This is a genomic window from Micromonospora sp. NPDC048170 (genome assembly GCF_040652795.1).
Classification (GTDB): Bacteria; Actinomycetota; Actinomycetes; order Mycobacteriales; family Micromonosporaceae; genus Micromonospora.
Map to the genome: position 1 here is coordinate 88934 of NZ_JBEZMR010000017.1, position 14695 is coordinate 103628.

A 14695-nucleotide genomic window follows, 5' to 3' on the forward strand; every position below is an offset into this window, starting at 1 on the left:
CCCGGTCGGGGTCAGCGGTCGCGGTGCAGTTCCCGGGCGAAGTATTCGCGCAGGGGTGTGACGTGGCGGTCGGGGCGGCGCCATTCGGCGAGCAGGTCTTCGAGCAGGTGTAGTTCGTCGACGAGGGTGTCGCCGTGGTAGCGGCGGATGACGGGGTGGACGAAGGCGCTTTCCGCGGCCCGGTCGGGTTGGGGGTGGCGTTCGATGGCGAACACGTCGCCGTAGTCGTCGCGGCCCCAGCGGAGGCTGACGGTGTAGTAGTGCGGGTGGTCGTGGAAGCGGGTCCGGACGTGGTCCTCGGGCAGGTCGGTGTAGTGGCGTAGGTGTCCGTCGGGGTCGACGACGAGGGCGTCGCAGAGGAATTCGAACTGGGTCCACAGTGCGGAGCTCCAGTTGACCCGGTCGAGGACGAGGGTGGTGACGGTGTCGGGGTCGGGGTGGACGAGGGCGTGTGGCAGTGGGATGCCCTCGTAGCGTTCGAGGAGCAGGGCGGTGAGGGTGCGCAGGTTGTACCGGAAGCCGTCGATGAAGGCGGAGGAGGCCTTCTTGAAGTCGCGGTCCTGGGCGAGGGTACCGGCGAAGTAGAGGCCGTCGATGTTGGTGGACTGCCAGTCGCCGGTGGTGGCGGGTAGCCGGCCGCTGGGGACCATGTCGGGTCGGCAGGTGGGGTCGAACGGGGTGGTGTCCATGGCGAAGCCGGTGCAGCGCAGGACGGATTCGTATTCCATGACGGCGGTTTCGCCGTCGGCGTGGGTGTAGGTGAGGTGTACCTGGTAGCGGTTGTCGAGGGGGCGGATCTCGTCGATGACGCAGTCGAGGACGGAGTGCAGGGTCTTGAACTGGTAGCTGTCGAGGACGGCGCCGTGGTGGCCGCGGACGTCTCCGGGGTGTTTGGTGTTCCAGGCGAGGCGCAGTGGTCGGGGGCTGGCGAGGTGGATCATGGCGGCGTGGCCGAGGATCGCCGAGGCGGTTTCGAATGCGGAGTTGCCCTTGCCGAGGATGAGGACGCGTTGGCCGGTGTAGGCGGCGGGGTCGGTGTGCATGTTCTCGTAGCCGGTGGTGTGTTCGATGCCGGGGATGGCGGGGATGTTGGGTCGGCCCCAGCCGGTGGCGACGATGACGCTGCGGCAGCGCAGGGTGTGCTCGGGGGTGTGTACGAGGAAGTCGTCGTCGAGTCGTTCGATGCGTTCGACGGGCGTGTCGAAGCGGATGGCGAGTTGGTGGTGGCGCTGGAAGTCGGTGAGGTAGCGGACCATGTCGTCGGCGTGGGGGAAGTATTCGCTGCTGTATTTGGCGAAGGGGAGGTCGGCGGGTTCGTGCAGCAGGGAGTTCCAGTCCCAGCGCAGCCGGATCTCGGGGTCGGTGCTGGTGGTGTGGACCTTGTTGAGGGAGATGAGTCGGCGGTGCCGGGGGAAGTGGCGGAAGAACTCGGCGGGCGCGGTGGCGCGTTCGAGGGTGATGTAGTCGCAGCCGGCCTGTTGGAGGTAGTAGCTGAGTTGGAGTCCGGCTGGTCCGGCTCCGATGATCACGTATCGGTGCTGTTCGGTGGTGGGGTCGTGGTGGCTCGTCGGGCCTGGTGTGGGTGCCGTCACGCCAGAGACCTTCGCCGATGCCGCAGGTGGTGTCAACGCTGGGTGCGGTGACCGTCACGCGACTGCCGGTGGTGGTGTTCTCTCCCCCGCGGGTCAGCCGAGGTCGACCAGGAGGGGGCGGTGGTCGGAGATGGTGGACAGGGGGGTGTGTACGGCGGTGACGGGTGGCAGTTGGTCGAGGCCATGGCGGTCGGCGAGGATGTGGTCGAGTTGGACGCGGGGCTGCCCGGCCGGGTAGGTGGGGCGGCGGCCGAGGGGGCGCCAGCCGGTGAGGAGTCGGGCGGGGCCGGCGGGCAGGTTGAGGTCGCTGAGGAGGATGCGCGGGGCGGGCAGGGTGCGTAGGGCGCGGACGGTCTGGCGGAGTTGGTGGGCGTTCCAGCCGGGGACGAAGGACAGGTGGGTGGCGGCGACGGTGAGTCGGCCGTGGGGGGTGTCGAGGACGGCGGCGAGGACGACGCGGGGTTCGTCGCGCAGGAGGACGAGTCCGCCGCCGGGGCCGGGGACGTAGACGGGTGAGCGTACGGGGGCGGGGCGTAGTCGGGTGACCTGCCAGGTGTGTACGTGGTGGCGGGTGACGAGGCCGACGCCGTAGCAGGGTTTGCCGTGTCCGTCGTCGTCGTGGGTCAGGGGGCGGAACTGTTCGCCGGGGGTGCCGACGACGGCGGCGGCGAAGCGGTGTTCGCGGGCGTCGAGGGCGCGGGCGGCGATGGCGGTGAGGTCGAGTTTGCCGCTGCGGCTCTGGTCGCGGTCGACTTCCTGGAGGGCGAGGATGTCGGCGTCGAGTGTGGTGACGGCGGCGGTGAGCCGGTCGGGGTCGACGTTGCCGTCGGCGAGGGACCGGCCGTGCAGCAGGTTGAAGGTGGCCAGGCGCACGTTTGCACCCTACGTGGCGGTGGGAGGGTTGCCCGGTGTTGAAGGTGTTGTTCTGCTCGGTGCTGTTGTTCGTGGCGTTGGGGGCGGTGGGGGTGTGGCTGCGTCGGGTTCGGGGTCGGTGAGCCTTTGGCGTGGTCGGGGCAGGTGAGGCTGGACACAGGTGGCGTCGTGGGGTGGGTGCTGGTGGGAAGAATGGCGGCCCGTGGATGTGGATCCCTTGTCGCTGGGCACCCTGCTCGCCGTGGCCGCGATGGCCGGTTGGATCGATGCGGTGGTGGGTGGTGGTGGGCTGTTGCTGTTGCCGGTGTTGATGGTGGCGGTGCCGGGGATGCCGGTGGCGTCGGCGTTGGCCACGAACAAGTTGACGGCGATCGCGGGTACGACGACGGCGGCGGTGACGTACGCGCGGCGTACGAAGATCGACTGGGCGGTGGCGGGGCCGTCGGCGGTGTTGGCGATGTGCTGTGCCGGGGTGGGTGCGGCGTTGGCGGGTGCGGTGCCGGCGTCGGCGTACCGGCCGGTGGTGCTGGTGGTGCTGGTGTCGGTGGCGGCGTTCGTGGTGTTGCGTCCGCGGTTGGGGGTGGTGGCGTTGCCGCATCGCCGTACGCGGGTGCGGGTGGGTGTGGCGGTGGCGGTGGCCGGGGTGGGTATCGCGTTGTACGACGGGTTGGTGGGGCCGGGTACGGGGACGTTCCTGGTGGTGGCGTTCACGGCGTTGGTGGGCGCGGACTTCGTGCACGGTTCGGCGATGGCGAAGGTCGTGAACGTGGGCACGAATCTGGGGGCGTTGGCGGTGTTCGCGGCGACCGGGCACGTGTGGTGGCTGTTGGGGGCGGCGATGGCGGTGTGCAACATCGCGGGGGCCGCGTTGGGGGCGCGGATGGCGTTGCGGCGTGGCTCCGGTTTCGTGCGGGTCGTGCTGTTGGTGGTGGTGGTGGCGTTGGTCGGCAAGTTGGGCTTCGACCAGTGGGTGGCGGCCTGACGGGCCGCCACCCACTGGTCGGCCGGGTGGTCAGGCGTGCCGGACGACGTCGGTGTAGTCGAGGCGGGGCAGGCGCGGGAACCAGGCGTTCTCGCCGGGGCGGCCGATGTTGACCACGAGCAGGGTCTTCCAGGTGCTGTCGGCGAAGAATTCGCGGTCGATGCCGGCGGCGTCGAAGCCGGCCATGGGGCCGGCGGCCAGGCCGGCGGCGCGGACGGCGAGCAGGAAGTAGCCGATCTGCAGGGTGGCGTTGAAGCGGGCCATGTGGTCGCGTGCCTCGGGGTTGCCGGCGAGGTCGTCGCGCATCTGGGGCCGGATGGGGAACACCCGCGGGATGAACTCGTGGAAGTCGGTGTCGGCGGCGAGCACGGCGACCATGGGGGCGCTGCCGGTCTTGGCCCGGTTGCCTTCGTTCATGTGGGCGGTCAGGCGGGTGCGGGCCTCGCCGGGGCGGACGTAGAGGACGCGCAGCGGCTGGATGTTGGCGGCGGTGGGCGGGAACTTGGCGAGTTCGTAGATCGCCTGGAGCTGTTCGTCGGTGACCGGTTCGTCGGTGAAGGTGTTGGCGGTGCGGGCGTCGGTGAACAGCAGCGCCTGGGCCTCGGGGTCGAGGTTGATCAGGGGCGAGTGGACGTCGGTCATCGGGGCATCTCCATGGAATCGACTGAACTACTTCGGCCACGGTAGCAGCTAGCTTTTTAGTAGCCCCAACCTTGGGGGGTGGTCGTCGTATTCTGGAAGACATGACGGTCAGGCCGGAGGTGGGTGCCACGCCCCGTACGTGTGACGGTGGCGTCGCCCGGGCCTTCGCGTTCCTCGGCAAGCGGTGGAACGGCATGCTGCTGAGCACCCTCGCCGATGGGCCGGCCGGGTTCGCCGAACTGACCCGTGCCCTGCCCGGGATCAGCGAGTCGGTGCTCTCCGACCGGCTGGGCGAGCTCGTCCGGCTCGGGCTGGTCAGCCGGACGGTCCGGCAGGGCCCCCCGGTGGGAGTGCGCTACGAGCTCACCGGGCCGGGCGCCACACTACTGCCGGTCCTCGACGCGCTGGGCCGGTGGGCGCACGAGCACCTGCCCGCCGAGCCGAACGCCGTCCCGCCGCAGGGCTGCTGAGGGCCACACCAGGCAAGACCGCCGCCGAGGCGGGTGCGGGCCGGTTCGGTGTGTGATCATCGGCGGATGCCGGTACGCGCCGAACACGACCGGGCCGTCCTCGCCGCGCTGCTCGGGCGGGACCCGGTGCTGCACGCGTACCAGTTGGGTGACCTGGACGACTTCTTCTGGCCGTACACCTCCTGGTTCCGTCGCGACGAGGAGGTGGCGTTGCTGTACCACGGCGCCGACCCGCCCACCCTGCTGGCGTTCGCGCCCCCGCCGCGGGTGGGCCGGCTGGCGGCGCTGCTGCGGGAGCTGGCGCCGGTGCTGCCGGTGCGCCTGTGGGCGCACCTGTCCCCCGGTCTGGAGTCGGCCCTGGCGGGGGCGTTCCGGCTGGACGCGGCCGGCCCGCACCACAGGATGGCGCTGACCGACCCGGCGCGACTGGCCACGGTGACGCCCGCCGGGACGGTGCTGGACGCGGGCGACCTGCCGGCGCTGCGCCGGCTGTACGACGTCGCCTACCCGGGCAACTGGTTCGATCCCCGAATGCTGGACACCGGCCAGTACGTGGGGGTCCGCGACGGCGGCGAGCTGGTGGCGGTCGCCGGGGTGCACGTGTTCTCGCCGGCGTACCGGGTGGCGGCGCTGGGCAACGTCACCACCCATCCCCGGCTGCGCGGGCAGGGGCTGGCCGGCGCGGTGGTGGCCACGCTGTGCCGGCGGCTGCGGGCGCACGTCACGCACGTCACGCTCAACGTGAAGGCGGACAACGCGGCGGCGTTGCGGCTCTACGGGCGGCTGGGCTTCACCCGGGTGGCCGACTACGGCGAGTACGCGCTGAGCGCCCACCCGCGGTGACCGTCGGCTTCCGTGCCGGTGACGAACTCCGACGGCCGTGTGACGGCACACCTGGGCGTGTGCCGTCACACGGCCGTCGACGTCCGGCGGCTCGGGTGCCTCAGCTGTGGCGGCTGGGCGAGTCGAAGCGGCCGGCACGGATCTCCCGCAGCGCCCGGCGGCGGGTGTCCCCGCGCAGGGTGTCGACGTAGAGGCGGCCGGCGAGGTGGTCGGTCTCGTGTTGCAGGGCCCGGGCGAGGAATCCGCTGCCCGAGATGGTGAGCGGCTCGCCGTGCTGGTCGAAGCCGTGGGCGGTGGCGTGCAGGGCGCGCGGGGTCGGGAAGTAGAGGCCGGGGATGGACAGGCAGCCCTCATCGTCGTCCTGGAGCTCCTCCGACACCTCGAGCGTCGGGTTGACCAGGTGGCCGCGGTGCCCGTCGGCGTCGTAGACGAACACCTGGGCGTTGACGCCGATCTGGGGGGCGGCGACACCGGCGCGCCCGGGTGCGCCGAGCAGGGTGTCCATCAGGTCGGTGACCAGGGCTCGCAGTTCGGCGTCGAAACTGGTGACGGGCTCGCTGGGGGTGCGCAGCACGGGGTCACCGATGATCCTGATGGGACGCATGGTCATGCCGGCAAGGTTATCGGTCGCCGGTCGCGGCGGCGGCATCCGGGCGGCCGGCGACGAGCACCTCGATGCCGTCGAGGATGCGGGTCAGGCCGAACTCGAACGCGCCGTGCGGGTCGGCGGCGGCCTGGTACTCCTGGCCGGCGGCGGTGCCGACGCGGGCCGCGAGGGGGTAGCGACGCGGGTCGAGGGCCCTCTCCAGGTAGGGGGCGTGGGCCTGCCACCACTGCTGCTCGGTCATGCCGGTGTGCGCGGCGGCCTGGGCGGCCTCCACCGCGCTGCGTACGGCGCCGTGCACGTACCCGGAGACGAGGGTGAGGACGGCGTCCATCTCCAGGTCGGTCAGGCCGATGCCGTCGACGGCGCGCAGTTCGTACTCGTAGCGGGCGATGACGTGGGGGCCCAGCGGGGGGCGGGTGGTGGCGACCTGCAACAGCCAGGGGTGGCGCAGGTAGAGCGCCCAGCTTTCGCGGGCGATGTGGGTGAGCCGGCCGCGCCAGCCGCCGGGCACGTCGTCGGGGCGGGCGGTCTCGCCGTAGACGGTGTCGAGCATGACGTCGAGCAGTTCGCCCTTGCCGGGGACGTAGGTGTAGAGGGACATGGTGCCGACGCCGAGGCGCTCGGCGACCCGGCGCATGGACAGGGCGGCGAGGCCCTCGGCGTCGGCCACCTCGATGGCGGCGCGCACGATGCCGTCCACGGACAGGTCGGGCCGGCCCTTGCGGCTGGTGCGTTCGCGGGTGCGCCAGAGCAGGGCGAGGCTGCGCGCGGGGTCGCCGGTGCCGCTGTACTCGGTCGTCATCCCGGCACTCTATCGTGCGCCGTACCGTATGCTGTACGGTACGGCGTACGAAACGCGAGTGGGCGGGGGCACGGATGCACGACGACGGACCGGCCATCGAGGCCGAGGGGCTACGCAAGCGCTACGGCGACACCGAGGCCCTCTCCGGGCTGGACCTGACGGTGCCCGCCGGCACCGTCTGCGGTCTGCTCGGCCCGAACGGGGCGGGCAAGACCACGGCCGTGCGGGTGCTGACCACCCTGCTGCGGCCCGACGCCGGCGCGGCGCGGGTCGCCGGAGCCGACGTCCTGCGCCACCCCGAGCGGGTCCGCGCCCGCATCGGCCTGGTCGGCCAGCACGCCGCGCTGGACGAGGTGCTCAGCGGCCGGCAGAACCTGGTCCTGTTCGGCCGGCTGCACCACCTCGGCGGCACGCGGGCCCGCGCCCGGGCCGCCGAGCTGCTCGCCCGCTTCGACCTGACCGACGCCGCCGACCGGCCGGTCGGCACGTACTCCGGCGGGATGCGCCGCCGACTCGACCTCGCGGCGAGCCTGATCCTCGACCCGCCGGTGCTCTTCCTCGACGAGCCCACCACCGGCCTCGACCCGCGCGCCCGCGCGCAGGTGTGGGACGCGGTACGGCGGCTCGTCACCGACGGCACCACCGTGCTGCTGACCACGCAGTACCTGGAGGAGGCCGACCAGCTCGCCCACAGCATCCGGGTCGTCGACGCCGGTCGGGTGATCGCCGACGGCACCCCGGAGCAGCTGAAGACCGCGCTCGGCGGCGACCGCGTCGACGTCGAGCTGGCCCGCGCCGCCGACCTGGACCGGGCCGTACGCGTCGTCGGCGCCGCCGTCGCCGCGACCCCGCTCGTCGACGAGGCTGGCCTGCGCCTCAGCGTTCCCGTCACCGGGCGGGTCGCCGCGCTGGCCGCCGTGCTGCGGGCGCTGGACGACGCCGGCCTGAGCGCCGCCGACGTCGCGGTACGCCGCCCCACCCTCGACGAGGTGTTCCTGCGGCTCACCGGCCACGACTCCCCCGCCGCCCGCCCCACCGGGAAGAAGGTGACCGCATGAGCGCGACAACCGCCCAGCCACGGCCGCAGCGCCTGCGCTGGGCCGCCGCCGACGGCGTCACCCTCACCGGCCGGGCCCTGGCGCACTGGGCCCGGCAGCCCGCGCAGTTCGTCATCGGGCTGCTCTTCCCGGTGCTGATGGTGCTCATGTTCGGCTACCTGTTCGGCGGTGCGATGACCGTGCCCGGCGGCGGCGACTACCGGGAGTTCCTGCTGCCCGGCATGTTCGCCATGACGGTGGTCTTCGGCATCGAGTCGACGTACGCGGCCGTGGCCACCGACACCGCGCGCGGCGTCACCGACAGGTTCCGGTCCCTGCCGATGACGCCCTCGGCGGTTCTCACCGGCCGGGCCGCCGCGGACCTGTTGCACTGCGCCGCCGGCCTGGCCGTCATGCTCGCCTGCGGCGTCGCCGTCGGCTGGCAGTGGCGGGCCGGGGCGTCGGCGGCGCTGGCCGCGATCGGGCTGCTCCTGCTGCTGCGCCTCGCGCTGATCTGGGTCGGCATCCACCTGGCGCTGGTGCTGCGCAGACCCGAGTCTGTGGTGGTGCTGCAGATCCTCGTCTGGCCGCTCGGGTTCACCTCCAACGCGTTCGTCTCCCCCGACACCATGCCCGGCTGGCTCGCCGCGATCGCCGAGTGGAACCCCCTGTCGGCTACCGTCGGGGCCTGCCGGCAGCTGTTCGGCAACCCCGGCTGGGGTGGCGAGTCGTTCGCCGCGCAGCACGCCGTCGTGCTCGCCGTGGCCTGGCCGTTGCTGCTGATCGCCGTGTTCCTGCCCCTGGCGGTACACCGGTACCGCAGGCTCGGCCGGTGAGACCCGGGCCCCGTCGGCGTCGCGGCGGGGCCGGTCCCGAGGACCCGACCGCCGACCCCGCTCCCGGAAGGACAGCCGTGACGATCGGCTCCCACGCCGTCACGTTCGCCCCCGCCGACCCGCCCCGCACCGGGGCGCTGCTCGTCTGGTCGCCCGACGGCGACGCCCCGCCCGACGTGCCCGGCGAGCCCGTGGAGGTCACCCTCGCGACGCCGCCGCACGGCCGCCCGACGCCGGTGCCCGTACGGCGGGTGGCCGTGGCCACCGGCGTACCACTGCTGCTGGCCGGGCCGCCCGCTCACCCGGCGGCGGCGTTCTGGGCCGCGGCGGCCCGCGAGGCCCTGCACCTGGCCGCCCGCGGCCTGCTGCTGCCCGCGGTGACCCCGGCCGGGCACGACACCTGGCGGGTCGGGCCGCTCACCGCCGACGACGAGGCCCGGCAGGCGCGACTCGCCGCCGCGATGCCCGCCGCCGCGCGCGCCACGCCGGTGCCCGGGCGCACCCCGACGTGGCTGCCCGACCCGGTGCGGCTGCTGCGCGACTTCCTCGACGCGGTCGCCGACACCCTGCCCCGCGACGACGCGGGCAGCGGGGCCTGGTCGGCGCTGCCACCCACCCCGGTCGGGCGGCTACGCCACTGGGCCGCCCGGGTCGCCGCCGACGCCGACACGGCCGTACGACTGTCGCTGCGCCTGGAGTACCGCGACACCCTCGACGAACCGTGGCGGCTGGTGGCGCAGGCGCACCACCGCACCACGCCGGGGCTGCTCACCGACACCGGCACGCTGTGGCGTGCCACGGTTCCCGGGTTCCCGCCCGGGTCCCGGGACGCCGCGCTGCTGGCCCTGCGGCACGCCGCACGGGTGTGGCCGCCTCTGGCCGGGCTGCTGGAGGCGGCGGTGCCCGACGCGCTGACGCCCACCGCCGCGCAGGTCGTCGACCTGGCCACCGGCGCGGCGGCCCGGCTCGCCGCCGAGGGTGTCGACGTGCACTGGCCGGCCGGACTCGACCGGGACCTCACCGCCTCGGCGGTGCTGCGCGCCCCGGTCCGTCGCGCCGACGGCCCCGGGCTGCTCGCCGAGCCGGGCGACCTGGCGCTGCACTGGCGGCTCAGCCTGCACGGCACCCCGCTCACCCCCGCCGAGTTGGCGCTGCTCGCCGACGCGCACCGGCCCGTGGTGCGGCTGCGCGAGCGGTGGGTGCTGGTGCCACCGGAGTTGGCCCGCCGCGCCCGCGAGCCGCGTGCCGGGTCGCTGGCCGCGATGCCCGCCCTGCGCGCCGCGCTGACCGGCGTGACGCACGTCGACGGCGAACGCGTCGAGGTGCGCGCCGAGGGTTGGCTGGCCGACGCCGTCCGGCGGCTCACCGACGGTGCGGCCGCGCCCCCGGTTCCCGTTCCGGGCGGGCTGGCCGCGACGCTGCGCGACTACCAGCGCCACGGGCTGCGCTGGCTGGCCGGGCTGACCGCGCTCGGCCTCGGCGGCTGCCTCGCCGACGACATGGGGCTGGGCAAGACCGTCACGTTGATCGCCCTGCACCTGCACCGTCAGGCCGACCCCGCCACCGCCGGCCCGACCCTGGTGCTGTGCCCGGCGTCGCTGCTCGGCAACTGGGAGCGCGAGATCCGGCGCTTCGCCCCCGGCACCCCCGTACGCCGCTTCCACGGCCCCGAACGCACCCTCGACGGGCTCGACGGCGGGTTCGTGCTCACCACCTGGGCCACCCTGCGCCGCGACGCCGCCCGGCTCTCCGCCCGACGGTGGCCGCTGCTCGCCGCCGACGAGGCCCAACACGTCAAGAACCCGCACTCGGAGACCGCGGCGGCGCTGCGCACGATCCCCGCCGCCGCCCGCGTCGCCCTCACCGGCACCCCCGTGGAGAACGACCTCACCGACCTGTGGGCGATCCTGGACTGGAGCACCCCCGGGCTGCTCGGCACCCTGACCGAGTTCCGGGCCCGCTGGGTGAAGCCGGTGCAGACCGACCGCGACCCCGACGCGGGCCGGGAGCTGGCCCGGCTGGTCGGGCCGTTCCTGCTGCGCCGCCGCAAGAGCGACCCCGGCATCGCCCCCGAGCTGCCCGCCAAGACCGAAACCGACCAGCCGGTCGCGCTCACCGCCGAACAGGCCGCCCTCTACCAGGCCTGCGTCACCGAACTGCTCGAGGCGATCGCCGGCGCCGACGGGTTCGCCCGGCACGGGCTGGTGGTCAAGCTGCTCACCGCGCTCAAACAGATCTGCAACCATCCCGCCCAGTACCTGCGGGAGGCCGCCCCGCGGCTGGCCGGCCGCTCCGGCAAGCTGGACCTGCTCGACGAACTGCTCGACGCGATCCTGCCCGCCGGCGGCGCGGTGCTGGTCTTCACCCAGTATGTGGCGATGGCCCGGCTGCTGCACCGGCACCTGACCGACCGTGGCGTCGCCGCGCTGCTGCTGCACGGCGGGCTGACCGTGGCCGCCCGCGACGACCTGGTGCGCCGCTTCGACGCCGGCGAGGCCCCGGTGTTCCTGCTGTCCCTGCGCGCCGCCGGCACCGGCCTGAACCTCACCCGCGCCGATCACGTCGTGCACTACGACAGGTGGTGGAACCCGGCCGTGGAGGACCAGGCCACCGACCGGGCGTACCGCATCGGGCAGACCCGGCCGGTGCAGGTGCACCGGCTGATCGCCGAGGGCACCGTCGAGGACCGCGTCGCCGCGCTGCTCGCCGGCAAGCGGGAACTCGCCGAAGCCGTCCTCGACGTCGGGCCGGCGGCACTGGCCGCGCTCAGCGACACCGAACTGGCCCGCCTGGTCGCCCTCGGAGGAGACCGATGACGCCGCGCGGTTTTCCCGCCTTCCCACCCGGACGGGCCCGCCGGCCCCGCACCTGGTGGGGCACCGCGTGGAACCGGGCGTGGGAGGCCGAGGCCCTGGACGTCCGGCCGCTGCGCGCCGGGCGCCGGCTGGCTGTCGGCGGGCACGTCGGCGCGATCACCGTCAGCCCCGGCCGAATCGCCGCGGCCGTGCACGACGGCGACACCGAGCAGGCGTACGCCACCCGGGTGCGTGTCGCGCCGCTGGGTGGGGGCGACTGGGACCGGCTGGCCGGCGAGGTGGCCGCCCGCGCCGGGCACCAGGCGGCACTGCTGGCCGGGCAGTTGCCCCGCGACCTGGCCGACGTGGCCGGGGTGCCGCTGCTGCCGGGGCTGGGCGAGGTCGCCCCGGAGTGCGACTGCCCGCAGTGGGAGCACCCGTGCCGGCACGCCGCCGCACTGTGCCACCAGGTGTCCTGGCTGCTGGACGCCGACCCGGCCCTGCTGCTGCTGATCCGGGGCCGCGACGCGCGCACACTCGTGCCCGACGGTGTTGCCGTACCTGGCGACGGCGCACCGGCGGCCGCCGCCATCGGGCGGGCCGAGGGGACGGGGACGGCCGCCGCCGAGGCGTACGCCCGGGTGGTGCCGCCGCTGCCACCCGCGCCGCAGCCGGTGCCGGACGGGCCCACACTGCCGCTGCTGCCGCCCGGGGCCGACGTGGACGTTGACGCGCTGCGCGCGGCTGTGGCCGTGGCAGCCGGCCGTGCGGCGGCGCTGCTGCACGGCGGGCGTACGGATGCCACGAAGTGAACGCCGAGTCGGTGGCCCGGGCCGGGATCACCTGATGGGGCCAGCCGTCCCGCGCCATGGGCCGCTGGTCAACGGCCCGAGCCGTGCCGATCGGTGGAGCCGGCAGCGCCTGGTCGCGCAGGTTTCTGCTCGCTGGCCCTGAATCGTTCGTGGGCGGACTGTTTCGTGATGCCGAGAGCGGCGCCGACCTCTGCCCACGACCTGCCCGCGGCCCTGGCTTCGGCGACTGCCTGTGCGGTGACGCCCTGGTGCCACCGTTCGACGTGGGCAAGGACGCCGAGCGCCTGCAGGGGCCAGTCGGCGGCGAGTTCTGCGAGGCTGTCGCGCAGCGCCTCGGAACGGGCCACCAGCCATGCCGGTGGCGCGGCGGCCCACAGCGGCTTCATGTGGGCGATCCAGTCGGAGGTCGCCGACATGTGGCCCGTGTCGTTCGGCGGGTGATCGCAGGGACCACACCACCCGCACGAACACTGCGCGCGGATGCCGACGGCCCCGGCGGGACGGTCGGCGGTGACGGTCAGTGACCCGTCAGGCAGCCGGACGGCGACGGCTCCGGCGTGCCCTGGAAGGTCGTCGAGCTTGATCTCCATGCCACCACAGTACCCTACCGTCAGGCTCTCCTGACAGGAGAGGTAAGGATTGCCAGACTTCACCCATACGGCTAGCCTGACGCCTCCACCACTGAGCGCACGACCAGCGAGACGAGGGTGCGGCAAAATGTTCGAGGTTCACGGTTCGGTGTCACCCGGCTTCGAGTCCGTACGGGAGGTGTTCGAGCAGCACTTCCAGCAGCACGCCGAGGTGGGGGCTGCGGTGTGCGTCTACCGCCACGGTCGCCCGGTGGTCGACGTGTGGGCGGGCACCGCCGACGCCGACACCGGCCGCCCCTGGCGCGAGGACACCCTGGCGGTGATCTACTCGGCGACGAAGAGTGCCACCGCGGCCTGCGCGCACCTGCTGGCGCAACGCGGCGAACTGGACCTGGAGGCGCCGGTGGCGCACTACTGGCCCGAGTTCGCCGCGGCCGGCAAGGGCCGCATACCGGTGCGGTGGCTGCTGTCGCACCAGGCGGGACTTCCCGCCCTGGACAAGACGGTGACCCTTCAGGACGTCACTTCCTGGGATCCGGTGGTGAGCGCGCTGGCCGCGCAGGCCCCCGCCTGGGTGCCGGGCAGCGCTCACGGCTACCACGGCCTGACCTTCGGCTGGCTGGTCGGTGAAGTGGTCCGGCGGGTGTCCGGCCGCAGCCTCGGCAACTTCTTCGCCCAGGAGATCGCCGCGCCGTTGGGCCTGGATTTCTGGATCGGACTGCCGGAGGCCGAACTGCCCCGGGTGAGCCGGATCGTCGAACCGCCGGCCGCTGCGCAGCAGGCCGACGTCGACCTGGACGCGGTGCCCGAAGAGTTGCGCGAGCTGACGGCCGCCTACACCGATCCGACGTCGCTGACCATGCGCGCCCTCCTGCCCACCGGCGAGCCGATGGACCTCAACCGTGCCGACCTGCGGACCGCCGAGATTCCCGCCGTCAACGGGATCTGCACGGCGCGGGCGCTGGCACGCTTCTACGCCGCGCTGATCGGAGACGTCGACGGCCACCGCATCCTCGACGAGTCGACACTGGCCACCGCCGTCACCGAGCAGGCCAGTGGCCTCGACCGGATCCTGCACCTGCCCACCCGGCCCGCCCTCGGCTTCGGACTACCGCCGGAGGGCCTGCCCTGGCGGACCCCCACGTCCTTCGGCCACGCCGGGCACGGTGGATTCCTCGGCTACGCCGACCCCGCCAGCGGCATCGCCTTCGGTTACGTGCTGAACCGGTTGCACACGGGTTCGGATCCCGACCATCGCGTCGCCGGCCTGGTGCGCGCCGTACGGAGCGCGGCGTGACCGGCCGGGTGGCTCAGGTCGGCGGCGGCAGGCCCGCGTCGGCGATGCGTTGACGCATCGGTCGGCGGCGCGTCGCGGCGAGCACCTCGTACAGCAGGTCGCCCAGCGGCACGGGCAGCTCCGCGTCCAGTTCGCGTATCGCTGCGGTCGTCGCCGCCCACTCCGCCTCGATCAGCGGCAGCAGCTCGCGGGCCCGGTCGGTCAGGTGCACGATGCGCTGCCGGGCGTCCGCGCCGGGGGTCAGCTCGACCAGGCCGGCGCGGGCCATCTGGGCGACGGTCTGGCTGGCCGCCGAGTGGGTCACGCCGACCCGGCGGGCCAGGTCCCGGATGGGCAGCGGCCCGTCGGCGACCAGCACCCGCAGCGGCGGCGAGAACCGGGGCCGGTAGTCGGCCAGCCCCCGTTCGGCGTAGACGGCGGCGACGTCGCCGTCGAGCACGTCGAGGACGTGCCGCAGCAACGTTCCCAGTGCCTCCCGTTCCGGTGTGTCTGCCACCCCGCTAATGTAACAGCGCTG

General features: G+C 73.8%; 15 protein-coding genes. 8 read left to right on the forward strand and 7 right to left on the reverse strand.

Features of this window, described 5'->3' with window-relative positions:
- Positions 1-11: 11 nt before the first annotated feature.
- Both AB0D32_RS21105 and AB0D32_RS21110 read right to left on the reverse strand, forming a co-directional pair.
- A complete protein-coding gene (locus AB0D32_RS21105) occupies positions 12-1592 on the reverse strand; it encodes an NAD(P)-binding domain-containing protein (protein WP_357092558.1) in 1581 nt (526 codons plus the stop codon).
- 93 nt (positions 1593-1685) lie between these two features.
- Complete coding sequence (locus AB0D32_RS21110) at positions 1686-2465, reverse strand: endonuclease/exonuclease/phosphatase family protein (protein ID WP_357092561.1); 780 nt, start codon at positions 2463-2465, stop codon at positions 1686-1688.
- A gap of 202 nt (positions 2466-2667) precedes the next feature.
- Here AB0D32_RS21110 and AB0D32_RS21115 point away from each other — a divergent pair, with 202 nt between their 5' ends.
- On the forward strand, positions 2668-3447 hold the full coding sequence (locus tag AB0D32_RS21115; protein ID WP_357092564.1) for a TSUP family transporter: 780 nt from the start codon (positions 2668-2670) through the stop codon (positions 3445-3447).
- Between the two features lie 30 nt (positions 3448-3477).
- Here the strand turns inward: AB0D32_RS21115 and AB0D32_RS21120 are convergent, their stop codons facing one another.
- Complete coding sequence (locus AB0D32_RS21120; protein ID WP_357092567.1) at positions 3478-4089, reverse strand: malonic semialdehyde reductase; 612 nt, start codon at positions 4087-4089, stop codon at positions 3478-3480.
- A gap of 101 nt (positions 4090-4190) precedes the next feature.
- Between AB0D32_RS21120 and AB0D32_RS21125 the strand changes: the two genes are divergently transcribed.
- Positions 4191-4559: a helix-turn-helix domain-containing protein gene (locus AB0D32_RS21125; RefSeq protein ID WP_357092570.1), complete on the forward strand. Its 369-nt coding sequence runs from the start codon at positions 4191-4193 to the stop codon at positions 4557-4559.
- A 66-nt stretch (positions 4560-4625) separates the two neighbouring features.
- Positions 4626-5402, forward strand: coding sequence for a GNAT family N-acetyltransferase (locus AB0D32_RS21130; RefSeq protein WP_357092573.1), 777 nt, complete (start codon positions 4626-4628; stop codon positions 5400-5402).
- A 100-nt stretch (positions 5403-5502) separates the two neighbouring features.
- Here the strand turns inward: AB0D32_RS21130 and def are convergent, their stop codons facing one another.
- On the reverse strand, positions 5503-6012 hold the full coding sequence (gene def / locus AB0D32_RS21135) for a peptide deformylase (protein WP_357092576.1): 510 nt from the start codon (positions 6010-6012) through the stop codon (positions 5503-5505).
- Positions 6013-6022: 10 nt separating this feature from the next.
- Entirely contained in the window at positions 6023-6811 is a 789-nt protein-coding gene (locus tag AB0D32_RS21140) for a TetR/AcrR family transcriptional regulator (RefSeq protein WP_357092578.1), read from the reverse strand.
- Positions 6812-6885: 74 nt separating this feature from the next.
- Here AB0D32_RS21140 and AB0D32_RS21145 point away from each other — a divergent pair, with 74 nt between their 5' ends.
- From AB0D32_RS21145 to AB0D32_RS21160, 4 genes are all read left to right on the forward strand, one after another.
- Entirely contained in the window at positions 6886-7869 is a 984-nt protein-coding gene (locus AB0D32_RS21145; RefSeq protein WP_357092581.1) for an ATP-binding cassette domain-containing protein, read from the forward strand.
- Positions 7866-8684 carry an ABC transporter permease gene (locus tag AB0D32_RS21150; protein ID WP_357092584.1) on the forward strand — a complete coding sequence of 273 codons (819 nt, stop codon included), beginning with the start codon at positions 7866-7868 and terminating at the stop codon, positions 8682-8684. Before AB0D32_RS21145 ends, AB0D32_RS21150 begins: the two co-directional genes overlap by 4 nt.
- A 77-nt stretch (positions 8685-8761) precedes the next feature.
- Positions 8762-11500, forward strand: coding sequence for a DEAD/DEAH box helicase (locus AB0D32_RS21155; RefSeq protein WP_357092586.1), 2739 nt, complete (start codon positions 8762-8764; stop codon positions 11498-11500).
- On the forward strand, positions 11497-12291 hold the full coding sequence (locus AB0D32_RS21160) for a hypothetical protein (protein WP_357092588.1): 795 nt from the start codon (positions 11497-11499) through the stop codon (positions 12289-12291). Before AB0D32_RS21155 ends, AB0D32_RS21160 begins: the two co-directional genes overlap by 4 nt.
- A 68-nt stretch (positions 12292-12359) precedes the next feature.
- On the opposite strand, the gene AB0D32_RS21165 is transcribed toward AB0D32_RS21160, so the two are convergent.
- Positions 12360-12875 (reverse strand): hypothetical protein, encoded by a 516-nt coding sequence (locus AB0D32_RS21165; protein ID WP_357092695.1) that lies wholly within the window; start codon positions 12873-12875, stop codon positions 12360-12362.
- 133 nt (positions 12876-13008) lie between these two features.
- Here AB0D32_RS21165 and AB0D32_RS21170 point away from each other — a divergent pair, with 133 nt between their 5' ends.
- Positions 13009-14178 carry a serine hydrolase domain-containing protein gene (locus AB0D32_RS21170; RefSeq protein WP_357092591.1) on the forward strand — a complete coding sequence of 390 codons (1170 nt, stop codon included), beginning with the start codon at positions 13009-13011 and terminating at the stop codon, positions 14176-14178.
- 13 nt (positions 14179-14191) lie between these two features.
- Here the strand turns inward: AB0D32_RS21170 and AB0D32_RS21175 are convergent, their stop codons facing one another.
- A complete protein-coding gene (locus AB0D32_RS21175; protein WP_357092594.1) occupies positions 14192-14674 on the reverse strand; it encodes a MarR family transcriptional regulator in 483 nt (160 codons plus the stop codon).
- Positions 14675-14695 lie beyond the last annotated feature (21 nt).